Raw genomic sequence first — 21,403 nt, 5'->3', positions numbered from 1 at the left:
GGAAATCCCAGGAGAGTATGATTACTTATTTGAACTTGAATCCTTCGTAAATAAGCTCTGTTTTTGGATTTTGTTTCTTAATCTGTTTGGCAAGTGCCTTCATCATAGAAATAGGACCACACATATAGACGGTTGCATGTTCGGGCACTTTTTTTTGTTCAAAATTAAGATAGCCGTCTTTCGTACTGTCGATTAGATGGAGTTCAAAATTAGGATTTTTCTGAGCATAGTTACGGAGTAAATCTAGGTAGACTGCATTTTCATCTCCACGGAAGTTATAGTAGAAGTGAACCTGTTTATCTAAAATAGGATGTTCACGGATGTAAGAGATGAAGGGGGTGATCCCAATACCTCCAGCAATCCAAACCTGATTTTCTCGTCCTTCTTCTATGATCATGTGTCCGTAAGCTCTGTCTAGGGTTACTTTGCTGCCGGCTTGAAGATTATCATAGATATTATTGGTATGGTCGCCTGAATTTTTAACAGTAAAGTAAAGAGTTTGACCATGACCTCCTGAGATAGAAAAGGGATGCGGAGCACTTTCAAAGCCTTCTTGGAAAATCTTTAGAAAGGCAAATTGTCCTGATTGATAGTTGAAAGGTCTGCTAAGATGGATTTGAATTTCTCTAGTATCGTGATTTAAGCGTTTGAGATGGGTAATTTTTCCTAGATAGGGGAAGGAAATCTTTTGATATAGAAAAATGATATAAAAACCAGCTAGTAAGCCTAAAAGGGCATAGCTACCAACAAGAAAACTTAGAAGATTAAATGTAAGGAGACGATTGCCCATTATCATGTAGATGTGAAAGAGTCCTAAAATATAGGCTAGGTAAACCAGGCGGTGAATCCATCGCCAAGCTTCGTATTGGATGTATTTGCCTAAATAGGCGACAAGGATGATGCTGGCAAAGATATAGATGGCAAGATTGCCAAACTGAGCAGCTAAGCGAGAGCCCCACAAACCGCCCATACTAAAGTTATGAAAGATTAGTAGGATGATGGAGAGAAAGGCTGTGAATTTGTGGACGGTGTAGACCTTCTCCAAACCGTGAAACCAGCTTTCTAGTAGTGGGAGACGAGTGGCTAGGATAAAAGTCAGAGATAGGCTTGTTAAAGCTAGTCCTGGAATCATGAATTGGGGAGAAGTGTTCATCCAAGTCAAAAGAGTCAAGATAAAACTAGCTATGATAAAGAGTAGTCCTTTGACTGATTTCATAGAAAATTCCATTTCATTTAGATTTCGATTTGTTGTAAATGAATTTGTTACATTTTATCATAGAAAATGTATGGTGTCAAATTGAGGTCTATAAATATCTACTCTCATCAAAAAACTCTCCAATTGAACTGGAGAGTGGCTGTTTATACTCAATGAAAATCAAAGAGCAAACTAGGAAGCTAGCCGCAGGCTGTACTTGAGTACGGCAAGGTGAAGCTGACGTGGTTTGAAGAGATTTTCGAAGAGTATTATTCTGCAGCTTGTTGCCAACGTTTGGCTAGCATATGAGACAGGCTAGAAATCGCTAGGTTAAAGCTGAAGTAGATGAGGGCAATCAGGATGTAAAGACTGAAGACCTGCTCTGGTTCGAAATAACGGCCCATGAGAATTTGGCTGGCTCCAAAGAGTTCTTGTAGGGCGATAACAGAGTAGAGGAGACTGGTATCCTTAATCACGGTAACAAACTGAGAAATGATGGCTGGTAGCATTTTGCGGATGGCTTGTGGGAGAATGATGTAGTAGAGGATTTGGGCTGAGGTGAAGCCTTGTGACATTCCTGCTTCGTATTGTCCCTTGTCTACGGCATTGAGACCGCCTCGAATAATCTCAGCCAAGGCTGCTGATGTAAAGAGAGTAAAGGCTGTAATACCTGCTGGTGTGGATTTCATTTTGAACACCAAAAAGATAGTAACAATCCAGAGAAGGTTGGGAACGTTGCGCACAAACTCGATATAAATACTGGAAATAATGCGTAAGATAGGATTTTTTCCATTTCGCATGACGGCAAGCACGGTACCGATGATAGTAGAGAGGATGATGGCAATCAGAGAAATATAGAGGGTCAAGCCAAATCCTTTAAAGATAAAGACTAGGTTATCTGGGGTTAAAATTTCTAAAATAGATTCCATAGTAACCTCCTAAAGTGAATAGGCTTTTTTATTGGCTTGCTCCATCTTGCGACCAAACTGGGCAACAGGGAAGCATAGGGCAAAGTAGAGAAGAGCAGCACCTAAAAAGGCTGGGATATAGTTTCCGTTGAGAGCCGACCAAGACTTAGTCACAAACATCAAGTCTACTCCAGAGATGATAGCTACAGTAGATGTGTTCTTGATGAGGTTAACAATTTGGTTGGTCAATGGAGGGAGAATGATGCGGAAGGCCTGAGGCAAGATAATCAAGCGCATGGCACTGATATAGGTAAAACCTTGCGACAAGGCGGCCTCCATCTGACCACTAGGAATAGACTGAATCCCTGAACGAATAACCTCAGCGATATAAGCGCCGTGATAGAGTCCCACGCAGAGAACGGCTGTCCAATAAATTGGAATCATGATGATGTGGTCACTGATAAGAGGTAGGCCATAAAAAACAATAACAAACTGCACCAAGAGGGGAGTGTTTTGGTAAAATTCCACGAAGATGCGAGCTAAAATGCGTAAAATTGGACGTTTACTGGTTGACATGGCACCAAAGAAGATTCCTAAGACCATGGCGAGGATAAAGGATCCAATCGCTAGGGCAAGAGTAAAGAGGAAACCATTGAAAAATTGTCCAAAATCCTGAAAATAGGCTGTCCAAGATGATAAATCTGTCATAGGGTATCCTCCTTAATCTGCGGTATGACTAGATGGTTTGAGCTTGTAACGGTCATAAAGTTTCTGCAAACTACCATCCTTGCTCCATTTAGTAACCAAGTTATCAAGATAGTCGTTGAGCTCTGTATTTGATTTCTTGGTAACAATACTGTAGTCAGATGGCTTGAAACTATCATCTAGTAGTGCTGTCCGTTTACTAGTGTAGCCAGATAGAATAGAGTGGTCAACGGAAAAGGCATCGATACGATGAGCGTGCAGGGAAGTAATCAATTCTGGGTAGGAACCAAGTTCGACGAATTTAAACTTCAGACCTTTCTTTTTACCCAGTTCAGTAATCAGGCGTTGGGTGATAGAACCTTGGGCGACTCCGATGGTTTTGCCGTTTAGGTCCTCAATCTTTTTGATTTTGGCAGATTTATTGACCAAAAATCCAGAAGCGTCTGTGTAGTAGGGACTGGTAAAGTTGTAGAGTTTTTTGCGTTCGTCCGTGATGGTAAAGGTCGCGATATCCATATCGACCTGTTCATTGTCTAGAAGGGGGCCGCGGGTTTGTGCTGTAACCGGCACATAGCGAATCTTGACCTTGAGTTCATCAGCTACCATCTTGGCCAAGTCGGTTTCGATACCAGAATAAGTACCGGTCTTGGGATCTTTGTAACCAAAATTGGGAACGTCTTGTTTGACACCGACAACCAGTTCGCCTCTTTTTTGAATGTCTGCGATACTAGTATCAGCCTGGACTGGTTTGGCAGCAGCAAGGCCGAAAAGGCTAATCAATAATGCTGATAAAAAGAATTTTTTTTTCATAGGCGCCTCCTTATTTGACTTTGTCACTTTCGTGGTTGATAATTTTGCTGAGGAATTGTTGGGCACGAGGTTTGCTTGGATTGTCAAAAAAGTTATCGACATCTGTCGTATCTAATAAAACTTCTCCGTCGGCCATAAAGATAATGCGGTCCGCAACCTCTCGAGCAAAGCCCATTTCGTGGGTAACGATGATCATGTTCATCCCATCATGCGCCAGTTTCTGCATAACTGCTAGAACATCTCCGATAGTCTCAGGATCAAGAGCAGATGTTGGTTCATCAAAGAGGAGGAGTTCCGGATGCATAGCAAGACCACGAGCGATGGCGATCCGCTGTTTTTGTCCACCAGATAGTATGGCGGGATAGGAATCTTTCTTGTCCCACATATTTACAAATTCCAGATATTTTTGGGCGGTTTTTTCAGCTTCTTTTTTATCAATTCCTAGAACTTTAATGGGCGCAAGTGTCACGTTTTCTAACACCGTTTTGTGTGGATAAAGGTTAAAATGTTGAAAAACCATGCCGACTTCCTTGCGAAGAGGTACCAAATCTTTCTGGCTGGCACCAGCAACTTGGTGCCCATTGACTAGGAGACTTCCTTTGTCAACAGCCTCTAAACCATTGATCGTACGGATAAGAGTGGACTTCCCAGAGCCAGAAGGTCCAAGCAGGACAACAACTTGTCCTTTTTCAAAACGGAGATTGATGTTGCGGAGTGCGTGGTAGTCTCCGTAATATTTTTCGACGTTTTTAAATTCTACTAAAGCCATGAGAGATCTCCTTTATATTAGATTTTATAACACAATTCTACAATAAAAGAATGTTCTTGTCAAACCGTATCTGAAAAAATTCACTATAGTGAAATAAGAAAAGGACAAATCGATCGGGACAGTCAAATCGATTTCTAACAATATTTTATAAGTAGAGGTGTACTATTCTAGTTTCAATATACTATAAAATGTTATAAAAAAGCAATCTGGATAGAGAAAACGTCTAAATCATGTTATAATGAAGCAATAGAATTCTTAGAAAGAGTGGATGTCTTTTTGATAACACCTACTTATGAATGGCAGTTTGCCCTGCAGGTAGAAGATGCGGATTTTACAAAGATAGCCAAGAAGGCTGGACTGGGTCCTGAGGTGGCTCGGTTATTGTTTGAGAGAGGGATTCAGGACCAAGAAAGTCTGAAGAAGTTTTTAGAACCTTCCTTGGAGGACTTACATGATGCTTATCTGCTCCATGATATGGACAAGGCAGTGGAGCGGATTCGTCAGGCTATTGAAGAAGGGGAAAATATTCTCGTTTATGGAGACTATGATGCGGATGGCATGACTTCGGCTTCTATTGTGAAGGAAAGTTTGGAACAACTTGGTGCGGAGTGCCGAGTTTACCTGCCAAATCGTTTTACCGATGGCTATGGCCCTAATGCTAGTGTTTATAAATACTTTATCGAGCAAGAAGGAATTTCCTTGATTGTGACGGTGGACAATGGGGTTGCTGGTCATGAGGCTATTGCATTGGCTCAGTCTATGGGAGTAGATGTCATTGTGACAGACCATCATTCCATGCCTGAAACCCTGCCAGATGCTTATGCTATTGTCCATCCTGAACATCCAGATGCGGATTATCCTTTTAAATATTTGGCTGGTTGTGGAGTTGCTTTCAAGTTGGCTTGTGCCCTGTTAGAAGAAGTGCAAGTGGAATTGCTTGATTTGGTCGCTATTGGAACTATTGCAGATATGGTGAGTCTGACGGATGAAAATCGTATCTTAGTTCAATATGGTCTGGAAATGTTGGGTCATACCCAGCGCATTGGTCTGCAAGAAATGCTGGACATGGCTGGGATTGCTGCCAACGAAGTAACAGAAGAAACGGTTGGTTTCCAGATTGCTCCTCGTTTGAATGCCTTGGGTCGCTTGGATGATCCCAATCCTGCCATTGATTTGTTGACTGGATTTGATGATGAGGAAGCGCATGAGATTGCCCTTATGATTCACCAGAAAAACGAAGAGCGCAAGGAAATCGTTCAGTCTATCTATGAAGAAGCCAAGACCATGGTGGATCCTGAGAAGAAGGTTCAGGTCTTGGCCAAGGAAGGCTGGAATCCTGGGGTTCTAGGAATCGTGGCTGGTCGTTTATTGGAAGAATTGGGACAGACAGTCATTGTTCTTAATATAGAAGACGGTCGTGCCAAGGGCAGTGCTCGTAGTGTGGAAGCGGTCGATATTTTTGAAGCTCTGGATCCCCATCGAGACCTCTTCATCGCCTTTGGAGGTCATGCAGGTGCAGCGGGTATGACGCTGGAAGTTGAGCAACTCTCAGATTTATCTCAGGTTTTGGAAGATTATGTTCGTGAAAAAGGTGCAGATGCTGGTGGCAAGAATAAGTTAAACCTAGATGAAGAGTTGGATTTGGAGGCACTTAGCTTGGAAACGGTCAAAAGTTTTGAACGTTTAGCTCCTTTTGGAATGGATAATCAGAAACCTATTTTTTATATCAAGAATTTTCAGGTCGAAAGTGCTCGTACTATGGGGGCAGGTAATGCCCATCTAAAGCTGAAAATTTCCAAGGGTGAGGCGAGTTTTGAAGTGGTAGCCTTTGGTCAAGGCAGATGGGCGACAGAGTTTTCTCAAACCAAGAATCTAGAGTTAGCGGTTAAATTGTCTGTCAACCAATGGAATGGCCAAACTGCCCTCCAGTTGATGATGGTGGATGCGCGAGTGGAAGGTGTTCAACTTTTTAACATTCGTGGAAAAAATGCAGTCTTGCCAGAAGGTGTTCCAGTCTTGGATTTTCCTGGAGAACTGCCAAATCTTGCGGCTAGTGAAGCTATTGTCGTAAAAAACATTCCAGAGGATATTACTCAGCTGAAGACCATTTTTCAGGAACAGCATTTCTCTGCTGTCTATTTCAAAAATGATATTGACAAGGCCTATTATCTGACAGGTTATGGGACTAGAGATCAGTTTGCCAAATTGTACAAGACTATTTACCAGTTCCCAGAGTTTGATATTCGCTACAAGCTGAAAGATTTGGCTGCATATCTTAATATTCAACAAATCTTGCTGGTCAAGATGATTCAAGTATTTGAAGAACTAGGCTTTGTGACGATAAAAGATGGTGTGATGACAGTCAATAAAGAGGCGCCAAAGCGGGAGATAGGAGAAAGTCAAATTTACCAAAATCTCAAACAAACCGTTAAAGACCAAGAAATGATGGCGCTGGGTACGGTGCAAGAAATTTATGATTTTTTGATGGAAAAAGAGTAGAAGTTAGGAAAGAGTTGGGAAATCAACTCTTTTTTGAAAACAGACCTTCATTTTGAAAATCATCAAAAAAATGGTATAATGGTAGGAAAAGATTCGGCTGAAAGTATTAGAACTTTTAGAATAAGAGGGTAGAGTTGCCCTATAATCAAGATAAACTAAGATTTTGGAGGAAAAATGAGTAATATCAGTTTAACAACACTTGGTGGTGTGCGTGAGAATGGAAAAAATATGTACATTGCTGAAATTGGAGAGTCCATTTTTGTTTTGAATGTAGGGTTAAAATATCCTGAAAATGAACAATTAGGGGTCGATGTGGTGATTCCAAACATGGATTACCTTTTTGAAAATAGCGACCGTATTGCTGGGGTTTTCTTGACCCACGGGCATGCGGATGCCATTGGTGCTCTACCTTATCTCTTGGCAGAGGCTAAAGTTCCTGTATTTGGGTCTGAGTTGACCATTGAGTTGGCAAAGCTCTTTGTCAAAGGAAATGATGCCGTTAAGAAATTTAATGATTTCCATGTCATTGATGAGAATACGGAGATTGATTTTGGTGGGACAGTGGTTTCCTTCTTCCCTACGACTTACTCCGTTCCAGAGAGTCTGGGAATTGTCTTGAAGACATCGGAAGGAAGCATCGTTTATACAGGTGATTTCAAATTTGACCAAACGGCTAGTGAATCTTATGCAACTGATTTTGCTCGTTTGGCAGAGATTGGTCGTGACGGCGTCCTGGCTCTCCTCAGTGATTCGGCCAATGCAGACAGCAATATTCAGGTGGCTAGTGAAAGTGAAGTTAGGGATGAAATTACCCAAACTATTGCTGACTGGGAAGGTCGTATCATCGTTGCAGCTGTTTCCAGTAATCTTTCTCGTATTCAGCAGATTTTTGACGCTGCGGATAAAACAGGTCGACGTATCGTCTTGACAGGATTTGATATTGAAAATATCGTCCGCACAGCGATTCGTCTTAAGAAGTTGTCTTTAGCCAACGAAATTCTCTTGATTAAGCCTAAAGATATGTCTCGCTTTGAAGACCATGAGTTGATTATTCTTGAGACAGGTCGTATGGGTGAACCTATCAATGGACTTCGTAAGATGTCGATTGGTCGCCATCGTTATGTAGAAATCAAGGATGGGGACCTGGTCTATATTGCTACGGCTCCGTCTATTGCTAAAGAAGCCTTTGTTGCGCGTGTGGAAAATATGATTTATCAGGCAGGTGGGGTTGTCAAATTGATTACCCAAAGTTTACATGTATCAGGGCACGGAAATGTGCGTGATTTGCAGCTGATGATCAATCTTTTGCAACCTAAGTACCTCTTCCCTGTCCAAGGGGAGTATCGTGAGTTGGATGCTCACGCTAAGGCTGCCATGGCAGTTGGGATGTTGCCAGAACACATCTTCATTCCTAAAAAGGGGACGACCATGGCTTACGAGAATGGAGACTTTGTTCCAGCTGGATCGGTTTCAGCAGGAGATATCTTGATTGATGGGAATGCCATTGGTGATGTTGGAAATGTTGTTCTTCGTGACCGTAAGGTCTTGTCAGAGGATGGAATTTTCATCGTGGCTATTACAGTCAACCGTCGTGAGAAGAAAATTGTGGCTAGGGCTCGTGTTCATACGCGCGGATTTGTTTATCTCAAGAAGAGTCGCGATATTCTCCATGAAAGTTCAGAATTGATTAACCAAACGGTAGAAGAGTATCTTCAAGGAGATGACTTTGACTGGGCAGATCTTAAAGGGAAGGTTCGAGATAATTTGACCAAGTATCTCTTTGACCAAACCAAGCGTCGTCCAGCTATTTTACCAGTAGTCATGGAAGCAAAATAATCGTTGAAATAAACAGAGAGAAAGTCGAGTTTCGGCTTTTTCTTATAGAAAAATAGAAGGAGAAAATCATGGCAGTAATGAAAATCGAGTATTACTCACAAGTATTGGATATGGAGTGGGGGGTGAATGTCCTCTACCCTGATGCCAATCGAGTGGAAGAACCAGAGTGTGAAGATATTCCCGTCTTGTACCTTTTGCACGGGATGTCTGGAAATCATAATAGTTGGCTTAAGCGGACCAATGTAGAACGCTTGCTTCGAGGAACTAATCTCATCGTTGTTATGCCCAATACCAGCAATGGTTGGTACACCGATACCCAGTATGGTTTTGACTACTACACGGCTCTAGCAGAGGAATTGCCACAGGTTCTGAAACGCTTCTTCCCTAATATGACTAGCAAGCGTGAAAAGACCTTTATCGCTGGTCTTTCTATGGGAGGCTACGGCTGCTTCAAACTGGCTCTTGCGACAAATCGTTTTTCTCATGCAGCTAGCTTTTCAGGTGCCCTCAGTTTTCAAAACTTTTCTCCTGAAAGTCAAAATCTGGGAAGTCCAGCCTACTGGAGAGGTGTTTTTGGAGAGATTAAAGACTGGACAACTAGTCCCTATTCTCTTGAAAGTCTGGCTAAAAAATCGGATAAAAAGACCAAACTTTGGGCGTGGTGTGGCGAACAGGATTTCTTGTACGAAGCCAATAATCTCGCAGTGAAAAATCTCAAAAAACTAGGTTTTGATGTGACCTATAGCCATAGCGCTGGAACTCACGAGTGGTACTACTGGGAAAAACAATTGGAAGTTTTTTTAACAACCCTACCAATTGATTTCAAATTAGAAGAGAGACTGACTTAGTTTGAACTTCAGCATAGGGGGAGTAGAACTAAAATAAAATATGTTTTCACTAGACTTTTCAAACGAAAGTAGTAGAATAGTAATAAAATACTGGAGGAAAGAGAGTAGGAAATGTACCGTTATCAAATTGGCATTCCCACATTAGAATATGATCAGTTTGTCAAAGAACATGAATTAGCCAATGTATTACAAAGTAGTGCTTGGGAGGAAGTTAAGTCTAATTGGCAACATGAGAAGTTTGGTGTTTACAGGGAAGAAAAATTACTGGCGACAGCTAGTATTTTGATTAGAACTCTTCCGCTAGGCTATAAAATGTTTTACATCCCAAGAGGACCTATATTGGATTATGGGGATAAAGAACTCTTGAATTTTGTCATTCAGTCTATTAAGTCCTATGCTCGCAGTAAGAGAGCGGTTTTTGTGACTTTTGACCCAAGTATTTGCCTATCTCAAAGTTTAATCAATCAGGAAAAGACAGAATTTCCTGAAAATCTGGCTATTATTGATAGTTTGCAACAAATGGGAGTAAGGTGGTCAGGAAAAACGGAGGAAATGGGAGACACCATTCAACCTCGTATTCAGGCGAAAATATACAAGGAAAATTTTGAAGAAGATAAACTTTCCAAGTCAACAAAACAGGCTATTCGAACAGCACGAAACAAAGGGCTTGAGATTCAATATGGTGGACTGGAACTATTAGATTCATTTTCGGAGTTGATGAAAAAAACTGAGAAGCGAAAAGAGATTCATTTGAGGAATGAAGCCTATTATAAAAAATTGTTAGATAATTTTAAGGACAAGGCCTATATCACCTTGGCCACCTTGGATGTTTCTAAACGTTCGCAAGAATTAGAAGAACAGTTAGCAAAAAATAGAGCCTTGGAAGAGACCTTTACTGAGTCGACTCGAATTTCAAAAGTAGAAGCGCAGAAGAAGGAAAAAGAACGTTTGTTAGAGGAATTGACCTTCTTGCAGGAATATATAGATGTAGGTCAAGCGAGAGTTCCTTTAGCGGCTACTTTGAGTTTGGAATTTGGTACTACCTCTGTCAATATATATGCTGGTATGGATGATGATTTTAAACGTTACAATGCACCAATTTTAACATGGTATGAAACGGCTCGCTATGCCTTTGAGCGAGGTATGGTTTGGCAAAATTTAGGTGGTCTTGAAAACTCTCTCAATGGTGGACTTTATCATTTTAAGGAAAAATTTAATCCAACGATTGAAGAATACTTGGGTGAATTTACAATGCCCACTCATCCTCTCTATCCTCTGTTAAGACTTGCTCTTGATTTCCGTAAAACATTAAGAAAAAAACATAGAAAGTAAGTATATGGCACTAACAACACTCACGAAAGAAGAGTTTCAGACTTATTCTGATCAGGTTTCTTCTCGTTCCTTTATGCAATCTGTCCAGATGGGGGATTTGCTAGAAAAAAGAGGGGCTCGAATTGTTTATCTTGCTTTGAAACAAGAAGGAGAAATTCAAGTTGCAGCTCTGGTTTATAGCTTGCCCATGCTGGGTGGTCTGCATATGGAACTCAATTCGGGGCCGATTTATACCCAACAAGATGCTCTTCCAGTTTTTTATGCAGAGTTAAAAGAATATGCCAAGCAAAATGGTGTATTAGAGTTGCTTGTAAAACCTTATGAAACTTATCAAACTTTTGATAGCCAAGGTAATCCAATAGATGCTGAGAAAAAAAGTATTATTCAAGGTTTGACTGATTTAGGTTATCAATTTGATGGCTTAACAACAGGTTACCCAGGTGGAGAACCAGATTGGTTATACTATAAAGATTTAACTGAATTAACTGAAAAGAGTTTGCTTAAAAGTTTTAGCAAAAAGGGTAAACCCTTGGTGAAAAAGGCTGAAACCTTTGGCATTCGGTTGAAAAAGTTAAAACGTGAAGAACTATCGATTTTTAAGAATATAACAAAAGAAACCTCTGAACGTAGAGAATATAGTGATAAAAGTTTAGAATATTATGAGCATTTTTATGATACTTTTGGAGAACAAGCGGAGTTTCTCATAGCAAGCTTAAATTTTTCGGACTATATGAGCAAATTGCAAGGTGAACAAAGTAAACTAGAAGAAAACTTGGACAAGTTGCGACTTGATTTGAGTAAAAATCCTCATTCTGAGAAAAAACAAAATCAACTGAGAGAATATTCTAGTCAATTTGAAACGTTTGAAGTTCGAAAAGCAGAAGCGCGAGACTTGATTGAAAAATATGGAGAAGAAGATATTGTTTTAGCTGGGAGTTTATTTGTTTATATGCCTCAGGAAACGACTTATCTCTTTAGTGGTTCCTACACTGAGTTTAATAAGTTCTATGCCCCTGCCCTGCTTCAAAAATATGTTATGTTGGAAAGCATAAAACGTGGAATACCTAAATACAACTTCCTAGGCATTCAAGGGATTTTTGATGGAAGTGATGGTGTTTTGCGTTTTAAACAGAATTTTAATGGCTATATTGTACGCAAAGCGGGTACTTTCCGTTACCATCCATCGCCTTTAAAATACAAAGCTATCCAGTTACTCAAAAAAATAGTAGGACGTTAAGATGAAAAAGTCAGTATTTAGATTTCTTTTAGCTTCTTTTAGTAAAATAATTCTTATTTGCTAGAAAGGTGGAGAGACATGCGCTGGCTTTTTCGTTTGATAGGGGCTTTCTTTTCTTTTGTGTGGCGTTTGTTTTGGCGTCTGGTTTGGATAGTTGTGCTCTTATGTGTGCTTGCTTTCGGACTTCTCTGGTATCTGAACGGGGATTTTCAAGGAGCGCTAAAGCAAGCAGAACGGTCAGTAAAAATTGGTCAACAAAGTATTGACCAATGGGAGAAAACAGGGCAACTGCCTAAGTTAAGCCAGACAGATAGTCACCAGCATTCTGAAGGAAGGTGGGCACAGGCCTCTGCTCGTATTTACCTGGATCCGCAGATGGATTCACGCTTTCAAGAGGCTTATTTAGAAGCAATCCAGAACTGGAATCAAACTGGTGCTTTTAACTTTGAACTCGTGACTGAGTCTAGTAAGGCGGATATTACGGCTACGGAGATGAACGACGGAGGCACTCCTGTGGCAGGAGAGGCGGAAAGTCAAACTAATCTCTTAACAGGGCAATTCTTGTCCGTAACGGTGCGGTTGAATCATTATTATTTGTCCAATCCATACTATGGCTACTCCTATGAACGCCTTGTCCATACGGCAGAACATGAGTTAGGTCATGCGATTGGCTTGGACCATACAGATGAGAAGTCTGTCATGCAACCAGCAGGTTCCTTTTATGGTATCCAGGAAGAGGATGTTGCAAACCTCCGAAAAATATATGAGACTAGTGAGTAGGGTACTATCTTTCCCTACTTTTTTTGCTATAATGGAACTATGAACAACTTGATTAAATCAAAACTAGAGCTCTTGCCGACCAGCCCTGGTTGCTACATTCATAAGGATAAAAATGGCACCATTATCTATGTAGGAAAGGCTAAAAATCTGCGTAATCGAGTACGGTCCTATTTTCGTGGAAGTCATGATACCAAGACAGAGGCTCTGGTGTCTGAAATTGTGGATTTTGAATTTATTGTTACGGAGTCTAATATTGAGGCACTTCTCCTAGAAATCAACCTGATCAAGGAAAACAAGCCCAAGTACAATATCATGCTCAAGGATGACAAGTCCTATCCTTTCATCAAAATCACCAATGAGCGCTATCCACGGCTTATCATTACTCGTCAGGTCAAAAAGGACGGTGGTCTTTATTTTGGCCCTTATCCAGATGTGGGGGCAGCCAATGAAATCAAGCGACTTCTAGATAGGATTTTCCCTTTTCGAAAATGTACCAACCCGCCCTCTAAGGTCTGTTTTTATTACCATATCGGCCAGTGTATGGCCCACACCATCTGTAAGAAGGATGAGGCTTATTTCAAGTCTATGGCTCAGGAGGTGTCTGATTTTCTGAAAGGTCAGGATGACAAAATCATCGATGATCTCAAGAGTAAAATGGCAGTAGCAGCACAAAGTATGGAGTTTGAACGTGCGGCGGAATACCGTGACCTGATTCAGGCTATTGGAACGCTTCGAACCAAGCAACGGGTCATGGCGAAAGATTTGCAAAATCGCGATGTCTTTGGCTACTATGTGGATAAGGGCTGGATGTGTGTGCAGGTTTTCTTTGTCCGTCAGGGTAAGCTTATCGAGCGCGATGTCAATCTCTTCCCCTACTTCAATGATCCAGATGAGGATTTTTTGACCTATGTAGGACAATTCTATCAAGAAAAATCTCATCTAGTTCCCAATGAGGTACTGATTCCGCAGGATATTGACGAAGAGGCTGTCAAGGCCTTGGTGGATTCCAAGATTCTTAAGCCTCAACGTGGAGAGAAAAAACAACTGGTCAATCTAGCCATAAAAAATGCTCGTGTTAGTCTAGAGCAGAAGTTCAATCTGCTAGAAAAATCTGTCGAAAAGACTCAAGGAGCTATTGAAAATCTAGGGCGTTTGCTCCAAATCCCGACCCCAGTACGTATCGAGTCCTTCGATAACTCTAATATCATGGGAACTAGCCCTGTTTCGGCTATGGTGGTCTTTGTCAACGGTAAACCGAGTAAGAAGGATTACCGTAAGTACAAGATAAAAACGGTTGTTGGACCAGACGACTATGCCAGCATGAGAGAGGTCATTCGCAGACGCTATGGTCGAGTACAGCGTGAGGCTTTGACTCCTCCAGATTTGATTGTGATTGATGGGGGGCAAGGTCAAGTCAATATCGCTAAGCAGGTTATCCAAGAGGAACTGGGCTTGGATATTCCAATTGCTGGGCTGCAAAAGAATGATAAGCACCAAACCCATGAATTGCTCTTTGGAGATCCGCTTGAGGTGGTGGACTTGTCTCGCAATTCTCAGGAATTTTTCCTCCTCCAACGCATCCAAGATGAGGTGCACCGCTTTGCTATCACTTTCCACCGCCAACTGCGCTCCAAAAATTCTTTCTCATCTCAATTGGATGGGATTGATGGTCTGGGACCTAAACGCAAGCAAAATCTCATGAGGCATTTCAAGTCTTTGACCAAAATCAAGGAAGCCAGTGTGGATGAGATTGTCGAAGTTGGGGTACCTAGAGTCGTTGCAGAGGCTGTGCAAAGAAAGTTGAACCCGCAGGGAGAAGCCTTGCCTCAAGTAGCAGAAGAAAGAGTAGATTACCAAACGGAAGGAAACCACAATGAACCATAAAATCGCAATTTTATCAGATGTTCATGGCAATGCGACGGCGCTAGAAGCAGTGATTGCAGATGCTAAAAATCAAGGGGCCAGTGAATATTGGCTTCTGGGAGATATTTTTCTTCCTGGTCCAGGCGCAAATGACTTAGTCGCCCTGCTAAAGGACCTTCCTATCACAGCAAGTGTTCGAGGCAATTGGGATGATCGTGTCCTTGAGGCTTTAGATGGGCAATATGGCTTAGAAGACCCACAGGAAGTTCAGCTCTTGCGTATGACACAGTATTTGATGGAGCGAATGGATCCTGCAACGATTGTCTGGCTACGAAGCTTGCCTTTGCTGGAAAAGAAAGAAATTGACGGATTGCGCTTTTCTATCTCTCATAATTTACCTGACAAAAACTATGGTGGTGACTTGCTAGATGCGGAAACGGACGTGGCAGTTTATGGTCATGTTCACAAGCAGTTGCTTCGTTATGGAAGTCAAGGGCAACAAATCATCAATCCAGGGTCGATTGGCATGCCCTATTTTAATTGGGAGGCGTTAAAAAATCACCGTGCCCAGTATGCCGTGATAGAAGTTGAAGATGGGGAATTACTCAATATCCAATTTCGTAAAGTTGCTTATGATTACGAAGCTGAGTTAGAATTGGCCAAGTCCAAGGGGCTTCCCTTTATCGAAATGTATGAAGAACTGCGTCGTGACGATAACTATCAGGGGCACAATCTGGAATTATTAGCCAGCTTAATAGAAAAGCATGGGTATGTAGAGGATGTGAAGAATTTTTTTGATTTTTTGTAAGAGTTTCCTAAAATAGCCAATGCAAACTAAAAAAGCGATTGGCTGGTCCAATCGCTTTTAGTATATCTTATACTCAATGAAAATCAAAGAGCAAACTAGGAAGCTAGCCGTAGGTTGCTCAAAGCACAGCTTTGAGGTTGCAGATAAAGCTGACGTGGTTTGAAGAGATTTTCGAAGAGTGTTATTGTAACTGAGATTGATCTGGGAGGTAAGAACCACCTAGATAGGTATTGCTGAGTTTTTCAAGGGTTCCGTCTTGATAGAGTTCTTTGAGCGCTTTATCAAATTGCTCTTTAAACTCTTTTTGGTCGCTTGAGAAAATGATATAATTGCTGGGGCTATCTGCAGAAGGTAAATCAACGACTGAGAGGTCTAAACCACGGTCCTTGATAATCTTTTGAACGGATACCTTGTCAAAAACTAGGAAATCAAACTCTCCGTTAGCAAGGTCTAGGATTCGTTTACCAATATCCTCACCAGAAAAATTAATTGTAGCGGGATTATCAGTGTGTTTCTGATTCCAGTTATTGATGAATTGAGCGTTAGAAGTTCCGGTATCCTCTTGTGTTGTTTTACCAGCGATCTGGTCAAGAGAAGTCAAAGGATTTTTCTTGTTGCTGACAAGGACGAGGGGATTGTTGGAAATTGGAAGCGAGTAAAGGTATTTTTCAGCACGCTCTTTTGTGTAACTCAAGTTATTGGCCGCAGCCTGATAGTGACCAGAATCAAGTCCTGGGAAGATGCTCTCCCAGGCGGTTCTTTGGAATTGAATCTCGTAGTCGCTGAGTTTTTCATCTACTGCCTTTAAAACTTCGATATCGAAGCCTGTCAGATTGCCCTTGTCTTCGTAGTCAAATGGTGGCACGTCGCCAGCTGTAGCAAGGACGATTGTCTTTTGAGCGCTAGTCTCTTTGGGTGTAGCTTGATTCCCACAGGCAACCAAAAATGGTAGGATAGCTAGTAATAGGCTAAGTTTTTTCATACTGTCTCCATTCAAATGTAAAGTACTTGCTAGTTTATCAGAAACTTTCCTGATAAACCAATATATATCTTTTATGTCTGTGATAGAAAAACTTAATCATGAAAAATCCCTGCAAGCTCTTTCAAATTATGGTAGAATGGAAGCAGTAGAATTAGAAAAGGAAATCGATTATGAAATTTCTTGAATTAAATAAAAAACGTCATGCGACCAAGCATTTCACTGATAAGCCTGTTGATCCAAAAGATGTGCGTACGGCTATCGAAATTGCAACCTTGGCGCCAAGCGCCCACAACAGCCAGCCTTGGAAATTTGTAGTTGTTCGTGAGAAAAATGCTGAACTGGCAAAGTTGGCTTATGGTTCAAACTTTGAGCAGGTATCATCAGCACCTGTAACCATTGCCCTATTTACAGATACAGACCTTGCCAAACGCGCTCGTAAGATTGCCCGAGTTGGTGGTGCTAACAATTTCTCAGAAGAACAACTTCAATACTTCATGAAAAATTTGCCAGCTGAATTTGCACGCTACAATGAACAACAAGTCAGCGACTACCTAGCACTCAATGCAGGTTTGGTTGCTATGAACTTGGTTCTCGCTCTTACAGACCAAGGAATTGGTTCCAATATTATCCTTGGTTTTGACAAATCAAAAGTTAATGAAGTTTTGGAAATCGAAGACCGTTTCCGCCCAGAACTCTTGATCACAGTGGGTTACACAGACGACAAATTGGAACCAAGCTACCGCTTGCCAGTAGATGAAATCATCGAGAAAAGATAGAAAGAAGAAAAAATGACAGCAATTGATTTTACAGCAGAAGTAGAAAAACGCAAAGAAGACCTCTTGGCTGACTTGTTTAGCCTTTTGGAAATCAACTCAGAACGTGATGATAGCAAGGCTGATGCCCAGCATCCATTTGGACCTGGTCCAGTAAAAGCCTTGGAGAAATTCCTTGAAATCGCAGACCGCGATGGCTACCCAACTAAGAATGTCGATAACTACGCAGGACATTTTGAGTTTGGTGATGGAGAAGAAGTTCTCGGAATCTTTGCCCATATGGATGTGGTGCCTGCTGGTAGCGGTTGGGACACAGATCCTTACACACCAACTATCAAAGATGGTCGCCTTTATGCGCGCGGGGCTTCGGACGATAAGGGTCCTACAACAGCTTGTTACTATGGTTTGAAAATCATCAAAGAATTGGGTCTTCCAACTTCTAAGAAAGTTCGCTTCATCGTTGGAACAGACGAAGAATCAGGCTGGGCAGACATGGACTACTACTTTGAGCACGTAGGACTTGCCAAACCAGATTTCGGTTTCTCTCCAGATGCTGAATTTCCAATCATCAATGGTGAAAAAGGAAATATCACGGAATACCTCCACTTTGCAGGAGAAAATACAGGTGCTGCCCGTCTTCACAGCTTTACAGGTGGTTTACGTGAAAATATGGTACCAGAATCAGCAACAGCAGTCGTTTCAGGTGATTTGGCTGACTTGCAAGCTAAACTAGATGCCTTTGTTGCAGAACACAAACTTAGAGGAGAACTCCAAGAAGAAGCTGGCAAATACAAGGTGACGATCATTGGTAAATCAGCCCACGGTGCTATGCCTGCTTCAGGTGTCAATGGCGCAACTTACCTTGCCCTCTTCCTCAGCCAGTTTGGCTTTGCTGGTCCAGCCAAAGACTACCTTGACATCGCAGGTAAAATTCTCTTGAACGATCATGAGGGTGAAAATCTTAAGATTGCTCATGTGGATGAAAAGATGGGTGCTCTTTCTATGAATGCCGGCGTCTTCCGCTTCGATGAAACAAGTGCTGATAATACCATTGCCCTCAACATCCGCTATCCAAAAGGAACAAGTCCAGAACAAATCAAGTCAATCCTTGAAAACTTGCCAGTTGTTTCTGTTAGCCTGTCTGAACACGGTCACACGCCTCACTATGTGCCAATGGAAGATCCACTTGTGCAAACCTTGTTGAATATCTATGAAAAACAAACTGGCCTTAAAGGTCATGAACAAGTCATCGGTGGTGGAACCTTTGGTCGCTTGCTAGAACGCGGAGTTGCCTACGGTGCTATGTTCCCAGACTCGATTGATACCATGCACCAAGCCAATGAATTTATCGCCTTGGATGATCTTTTCCGAGCAGCAGCAATTTATGCCGAAGCTATTTACGAATTGATCAAATAAAACGATAGAAGTCTGAGATCTTATGCTTGGACTTCTTTTTGGAGGGAAAGTAGATGTCTCAAATCGAAAGAATCAAACAGGCTATCATGGCGGATTCACAGAATGCCAGCTATACAGAGCGTGGCATTGAGCCTCTCTTTGCAGCGCCAAAAACTGCTCGCATCAATATCATCGGTCAGGCTCCGGGACTTAAAACTCAAGAAGCAGGCCTTTACTGGAAAGATAAAAGTGGTGACCGCTTGCGGGACTGGCTAGGTGTGGATGAAGATACCTTTTACAATTCAGGTTATTTTGCTGTTTTGCCTATGGATTTCTACTTTCCAGGACATGGCAAGTCGGGTGATCTTCCGCCTCGTACAGGTTTTGCAGAAAAATGGCATCCGCAGCTCTTACAGGAATTGCCTGATATTCAGTTAACCCTCTTGATTGGGCAATATGCCCAAGCCTACTATTTACAGGAGAAAATCAGTGGGAAGGTAACGGAGAGGGTGAAACACTATAAAGACTATCTGCCAGCCTATTTTCCGCTAGTTCACCCATCACCACGAAATCAAATCTGGATGGCCAAAAATCCTTGGTTTGAGGCAGAAGTAGTGCCAGATTTGAAAAAAAGAATTAAAACCATTTTATAGTCAATGAAAATCAAAGAGCAAACTAGGAAGCTAGTCGTAGGCTGCTCAAAGTACAGCTTTGAGGTTGCAGATAAAACTGACGAAGTCGGTAACATACGCACGGTAAGGCGACGCTGACGTGGTTTGAAGAGATTTTCGAAGAGTATTAGAAGAAAAAGAATGAAAGAAATAGCCTTTGACGCATTTTACCAGCTTTACCAAAACGACCAGCTTTCTCTAGTGGATGTGAGAGAAGTGGATGAGTTTGCAGCTCTTCATTTAGAATGTGCCCACAACCTACCGCTTAGTCAATTGGCTGATAGTTATGATTAATTGGACAAAGATCGCTTGCATTATATTATTTGCAAATCTGGAATGAGATCGGCGCGTGCTTGCCAATTCCTGTTAGAACAAGGTTATAATGTTATCAATGTCCAGGGTGGCATGTTAGCCTTTGAAGAACTTTAAAATTTTGCATTTCTCCTACTTGGTGTGGACTGGGTAGGAGAGTTTTATTTTTAGATAATTCTTATTTTTAAGAAAATTGAAAACATTTAATATTTGCCTCGTGATGCTTTTTTCAGACTCCTAATCGTGGTATACTAGGTCAGTATTTTATAAATATGAAGGAGATTTTTATGGCTAAAAAAGGTACCCTAACAGGTTTGCTCCTGTTTGGAATATTTTTTGGTGCGGGGAACTTGATTTTTCCGCCTTCTCTAGGTGCTCTATCTGGAGAACATTTTCTTCCTGCCATCGCAGGTTTTGTCTTTTCAGGCGTTGGTATCGCCGTCTTGACCCTTATTATTGGAACGCTAAATCCTAAAGGATATATCTACGAGATTTCAACGAAGATAGCGCCTTGGTTTGCGACTCTTTACCTCTCAGTTCTTTACTTGTCAATCGGTCCATTCTTTGCTACCCCACGTACTGCTACAACAGCTTACGAAGTAGGGATTAGCCCCCTTTTGTCGGATGCAAATAAAGGACTTGGCTTGATTGTATTTACGGTTCTGTATTTTGCGGCAGCCTATTTGATTTCGCTTAATCCATCAAAAATCTTAGACCGCATTGGACGTATTTTAACGCCAGTCTTTGCAATTTTGATTGTTATCTTGGTCGTTCTGGGAGCTATCAAATATGGTGGAACAAGTCCTCAAGCTGCTTCAGCTGCTTATCAAGCTTCTGCCTTTGGTACAGGTTTCCTAGAAGGTTACAATACCTTGGACGCCCTTGCCTCAGTGGCCTTTAGCGTAATCGCAGTTCAAACCTTGAAACAACTTGGATTTTCAAGTAAGAAAGAATACATTTCAACTATTTGGGTTATTGGTATCGTTGTTGCCCTTGCCTTCAGCGCTCTTTACATTGGTTTAGGTTTTCTTGGAAATCATTTCCCAGTACCAGCTGAAGCGATGAAGGGTGGAACACCAGGTGTTTACATCTTGTCACAAGCCACTCAAGAAATCTTTGGCTCAACAGCTCAACTCTTCCTTGCAGCTATGGTTACCGTAACCTGCTTCACAACGACTGTTGGTTTGATTGTGTCAACAGCTGAGTTCTTTAATGAGCGCTTCCCACAAATCAGCTACAAGGTTTATGCGACAGCCTTTACCTTGATTGGATTTGCTATTGCCAATTTGGGTCTTGATGCGATTATCAAGTACTCAATTCCAGTACTGGTTATCTTGTACCCAATCACGATTGCTATCGTTATGATTGTCATTGTCAACAAATTTGTTGCCCTTTCAAAACCAGGTATGCAGTTGACAATTGCTGTGGTTACAGTTATTGCCATTGCAAGCGTACTAGGAAGCTCGTTTAAGGTTGAGTTTCTTGCAAATCTTGTTAGCGTTCTTCCTTTTGCCAAGGCATCTCTCCCATGGTTGGTGCCAGCCATTGTTGGAATCTTGCTCTCATTGGTTCTACCAAACAAGCAAGAAAGCGATGTTTTTGAAATGAAATAATCACTTAAATCACTTTTGTAGCCAAGTCTACAGGAGTGATTTTCTTTTTTTATCCGATGATAAATGT

General features: G+C 41.5%; 18 protein-coding genes and 1 pseudogene. 13 read left to right on the top strand and 6 right to left on the bottom strand.

Annotation, left to right across the window (positions count from 1 at the left end; genetic code table 11):
- Window positions 1-25: 25 nt before the first annotated feature.
- From AT689_RS10705 to AT689_RS10685, 5 genes are all read right to left on the bottom strand, one after another.
- On the bottom strand, window positions 26-1,216 hold the full coding sequence (locus tag AT689_RS10705) for a ferredoxin reductase family protein (RefSeq protein ID WP_000843709.1): 1,191 nt from the start codon (window positions 1,214-1,216) through the stop codon (window positions 26-28).
- Between the two features lie 248 nt (window positions 1,217-1,464).
- Window positions 1,465-2,124 (bottom strand): amino acid ABC transporter permease, encoded by a 660-nt coding sequence (locus tag AT689_RS10700; RefSeq protein ID WP_000443842.1) that lies wholly within the window; start codon window positions 2,122-2,124, stop codon window positions 1,465-1,467.
- A 9-nt stretch (window positions 2,125-2,133) separates the two neighbouring features.
- Complete coding sequence (locus AT689_RS10695; RefSeq protein WP_000131135.1) at window positions 2,134-2,811, bottom strand: amino acid ABC transporter permease; 678 nt, start codon at window positions 2,809-2,811, stop codon at window positions 2,134-2,136.
- A 12-nt stretch (window positions 2,812-2,823) separates the two neighbouring features.
- Window positions 2,824-3,618: a transporter substrate-binding domain-containing protein gene (locus tag AT689_RS10690; protein ID WP_000726166.1), complete on the bottom strand. Its 795-nt coding sequence runs from the start codon at window positions 3,616-3,618 to the stop codon at window positions 2,824-2,826.
- 10 nt (window positions 3,619-3,628) lie between these two features.
- On the bottom strand, window positions 3,629-4,387 hold the full coding sequence (locus AT689_RS10685) for an amino acid ABC transporter ATP-binding protein (protein ID WP_001229596.1): 759 nt from the start codon (window positions 4,385-4,387) through the stop codon (window positions 3,629-3,631).
- 276 nt (window positions 4,388-4,663) lie between these two features.
- Between AT689_RS10685 and recJ the strand changes: the two genes are divergently transcribed.
- The 8 genes from recJ (at window position 4,664) to AT689_RS10645 (ending at window position 15,590) form a co-directional block, all read left to right on the top strand.
- Window positions 4,664-6,886: a single-stranded-DNA-specific exonuclease RecJ gene (gene recJ, locus AT689_RS10680; RefSeq protein WP_000632594.1), complete on the top strand. Its 2,223-nt coding sequence runs from the start codon at window positions 4,664-4,666 to the stop codon at window positions 6,884-6,886.
- Between the two features lie 174 nt (window positions 6,887-7,060).
- Entirely contained in the window at window positions 7,061-8,722 is a 1,662-nt protein-coding gene (locus AT689_RS10675) for a ribonuclease J (protein WP_000065633.1), read from the top strand.
- Between the two features lie 68 nt (window positions 8,723-8,790).
- Window positions 8,791-9,570: an alpha/beta hydrolase gene (locus AT689_RS10670; protein WP_000290022.1), complete on the top strand. Its 780-nt coding sequence runs from the start codon at window positions 8,791-8,793 to the stop codon at window positions 9,568-9,570.
- A gap of 111 nt (window positions 9,571-9,681) precedes the next feature.
- Window positions 9,682-10,902, top strand: coding sequence for a peptidoglycan bridge formation alanyltransferase MurM (murM, locus tag AT689_RS10665; protein WP_001867337.1), 1,221 nt, complete (start codon window positions 9,682-9,684; stop codon window positions 10,900-10,902).
- A 4-nt stretch (window positions 10,903-10,906) separates the two neighbouring features.
- Window positions 10,907-12,139 carry a peptidoglycan bridge formation alanyltransferase MurN gene (gene murN, locus AT689_RS10660; RefSeq protein WP_001229509.1) on the top strand — a complete coding sequence of 411 codons (1,233 nt, stop codon included), beginning with the start codon at window positions 10,907-10,909 and terminating at the stop codon, window positions 12,137-12,139.
- 78 nt (window positions 12,140-12,217) lie between these two features.
- Window positions 12,218-12,919 (top strand): M57 family metalloprotease, encoded by a 702-nt coding sequence (locus tag AT689_RS10655; protein ID WP_001267410.1) that lies wholly within the window; start codon window positions 12,218-12,220, stop codon window positions 12,917-12,919.
- A gap of 39 nt (window positions 12,920-12,958) precedes the next feature.
- Complete coding sequence (gene uvrC / locus AT689_RS10650) at window positions 12,959-14,803, top strand: excinuclease ABC subunit UvrC (RefSeq protein ID WP_001061132.1); 1,845 nt, start codon at window positions 12,959-12,961, stop codon at window positions 14,801-14,803.
- On the top strand, window positions 14,793-15,590 hold the full coding sequence (locus tag AT689_RS10645) for a metallophosphoesterase family protein (RefSeq protein WP_001015781.1): 798 nt from the start codon (window positions 14,793-14,795) through the stop codon (window positions 15,588-15,590). Before uvrC ends, AT689_RS10645 begins: the two co-directional genes overlap by 11 nt.
- A 181-nt stretch (window positions 15,591-15,771) precedes the next feature.
- Here AT689_RS10645 and AT689_RS10640 read toward each other — a convergent pair whose 3' ends face one another.
- Complete coding sequence (locus AT689_RS10640; protein WP_000736538.1) at window positions 15,772-16,572, bottom strand: amino acid ABC transporter substrate-binding protein; 801 nt, start codon at window positions 16,570-16,572, stop codon at window positions 15,772-15,774.
- Window positions 16,573-16,742: 170 nt separating this feature from the next.
- On the opposite strand from AT689_RS10640, the gene AT689_RS10635 reads away from it, so the two are divergent.
- The 5 genes and pseudogenes from AT689_RS10635 to brnQ all read left to right on the top strand — a co-directional run bounded on the left by AT689_RS10635 (window position 16,743) and on the right by brnQ (window position 21,336).
- Window positions 16,743-17,348: a nitroreductase family protein gene (locus AT689_RS10635; protein ID WP_000670162.1), complete on the top strand. Its 606-nt coding sequence runs from the start codon at window positions 16,743-16,745 to the stop codon at window positions 17,346-17,348.
- A gap of 12 nt (window positions 17,349-17,360) precedes the next feature.
- On the top strand, window positions 17,361-18,761 hold the full coding sequence (gene pepV / locus AT689_RS10630; protein ID WP_000125039.1) for a dipeptidase PepV: 1,401 nt from the start codon (window positions 17,361-17,363) through the stop codon (window positions 18,759-18,761).
- A gap of 53 nt (window positions 18,762-18,814) precedes the next feature.
- The gene (locus AT689_RS10625) at window positions 18,815-19,393 is read left to right on the top strand and encodes a uracil-DNA glycosylase family protein (protein WP_000078149.1); all 579 of its coding nucleotides are present in this window, start codon (window positions 18,815-18,817) and stop codon (window positions 19,391-19,393) included.
- 159 nt (window positions 19,394-19,552) lie between these two features.
- Window positions 19,553-19,840: pseudogene (locus AT689_RS13600) on the top strand (rhodanese-like domain-containing protein).
- 170 nt (window positions 19,841-20,010) lie between these two features.
- Entirely contained in the window at window positions 20,011-21,336 is a 1,326-nt protein-coding gene (gene brnQ, locus AT689_RS10605) for a branched-chain amino acid transport system II carrier protein (protein ID WP_001074654.1), read from the top strand.
- Window positions 21,337-21,403: the final 67 nt, after the last annotated feature.

Origin of the sequence: Streptococcus pneumoniae, from assembly GCF_001457635.1 — a bacterium.
In the GTDB taxonomy this organism is placed as follows: domain Bacteria; phylum Bacillota; class Bacilli; order Lactobacillales; family Streptococcaceae; genus Streptococcus; species Streptococcus pneumoniae.
The sequence above is the reverse complement of the archived record's forward strand: the minus strand, read 5'-3'. Positions and strand labels throughout refer to the sequence as shown.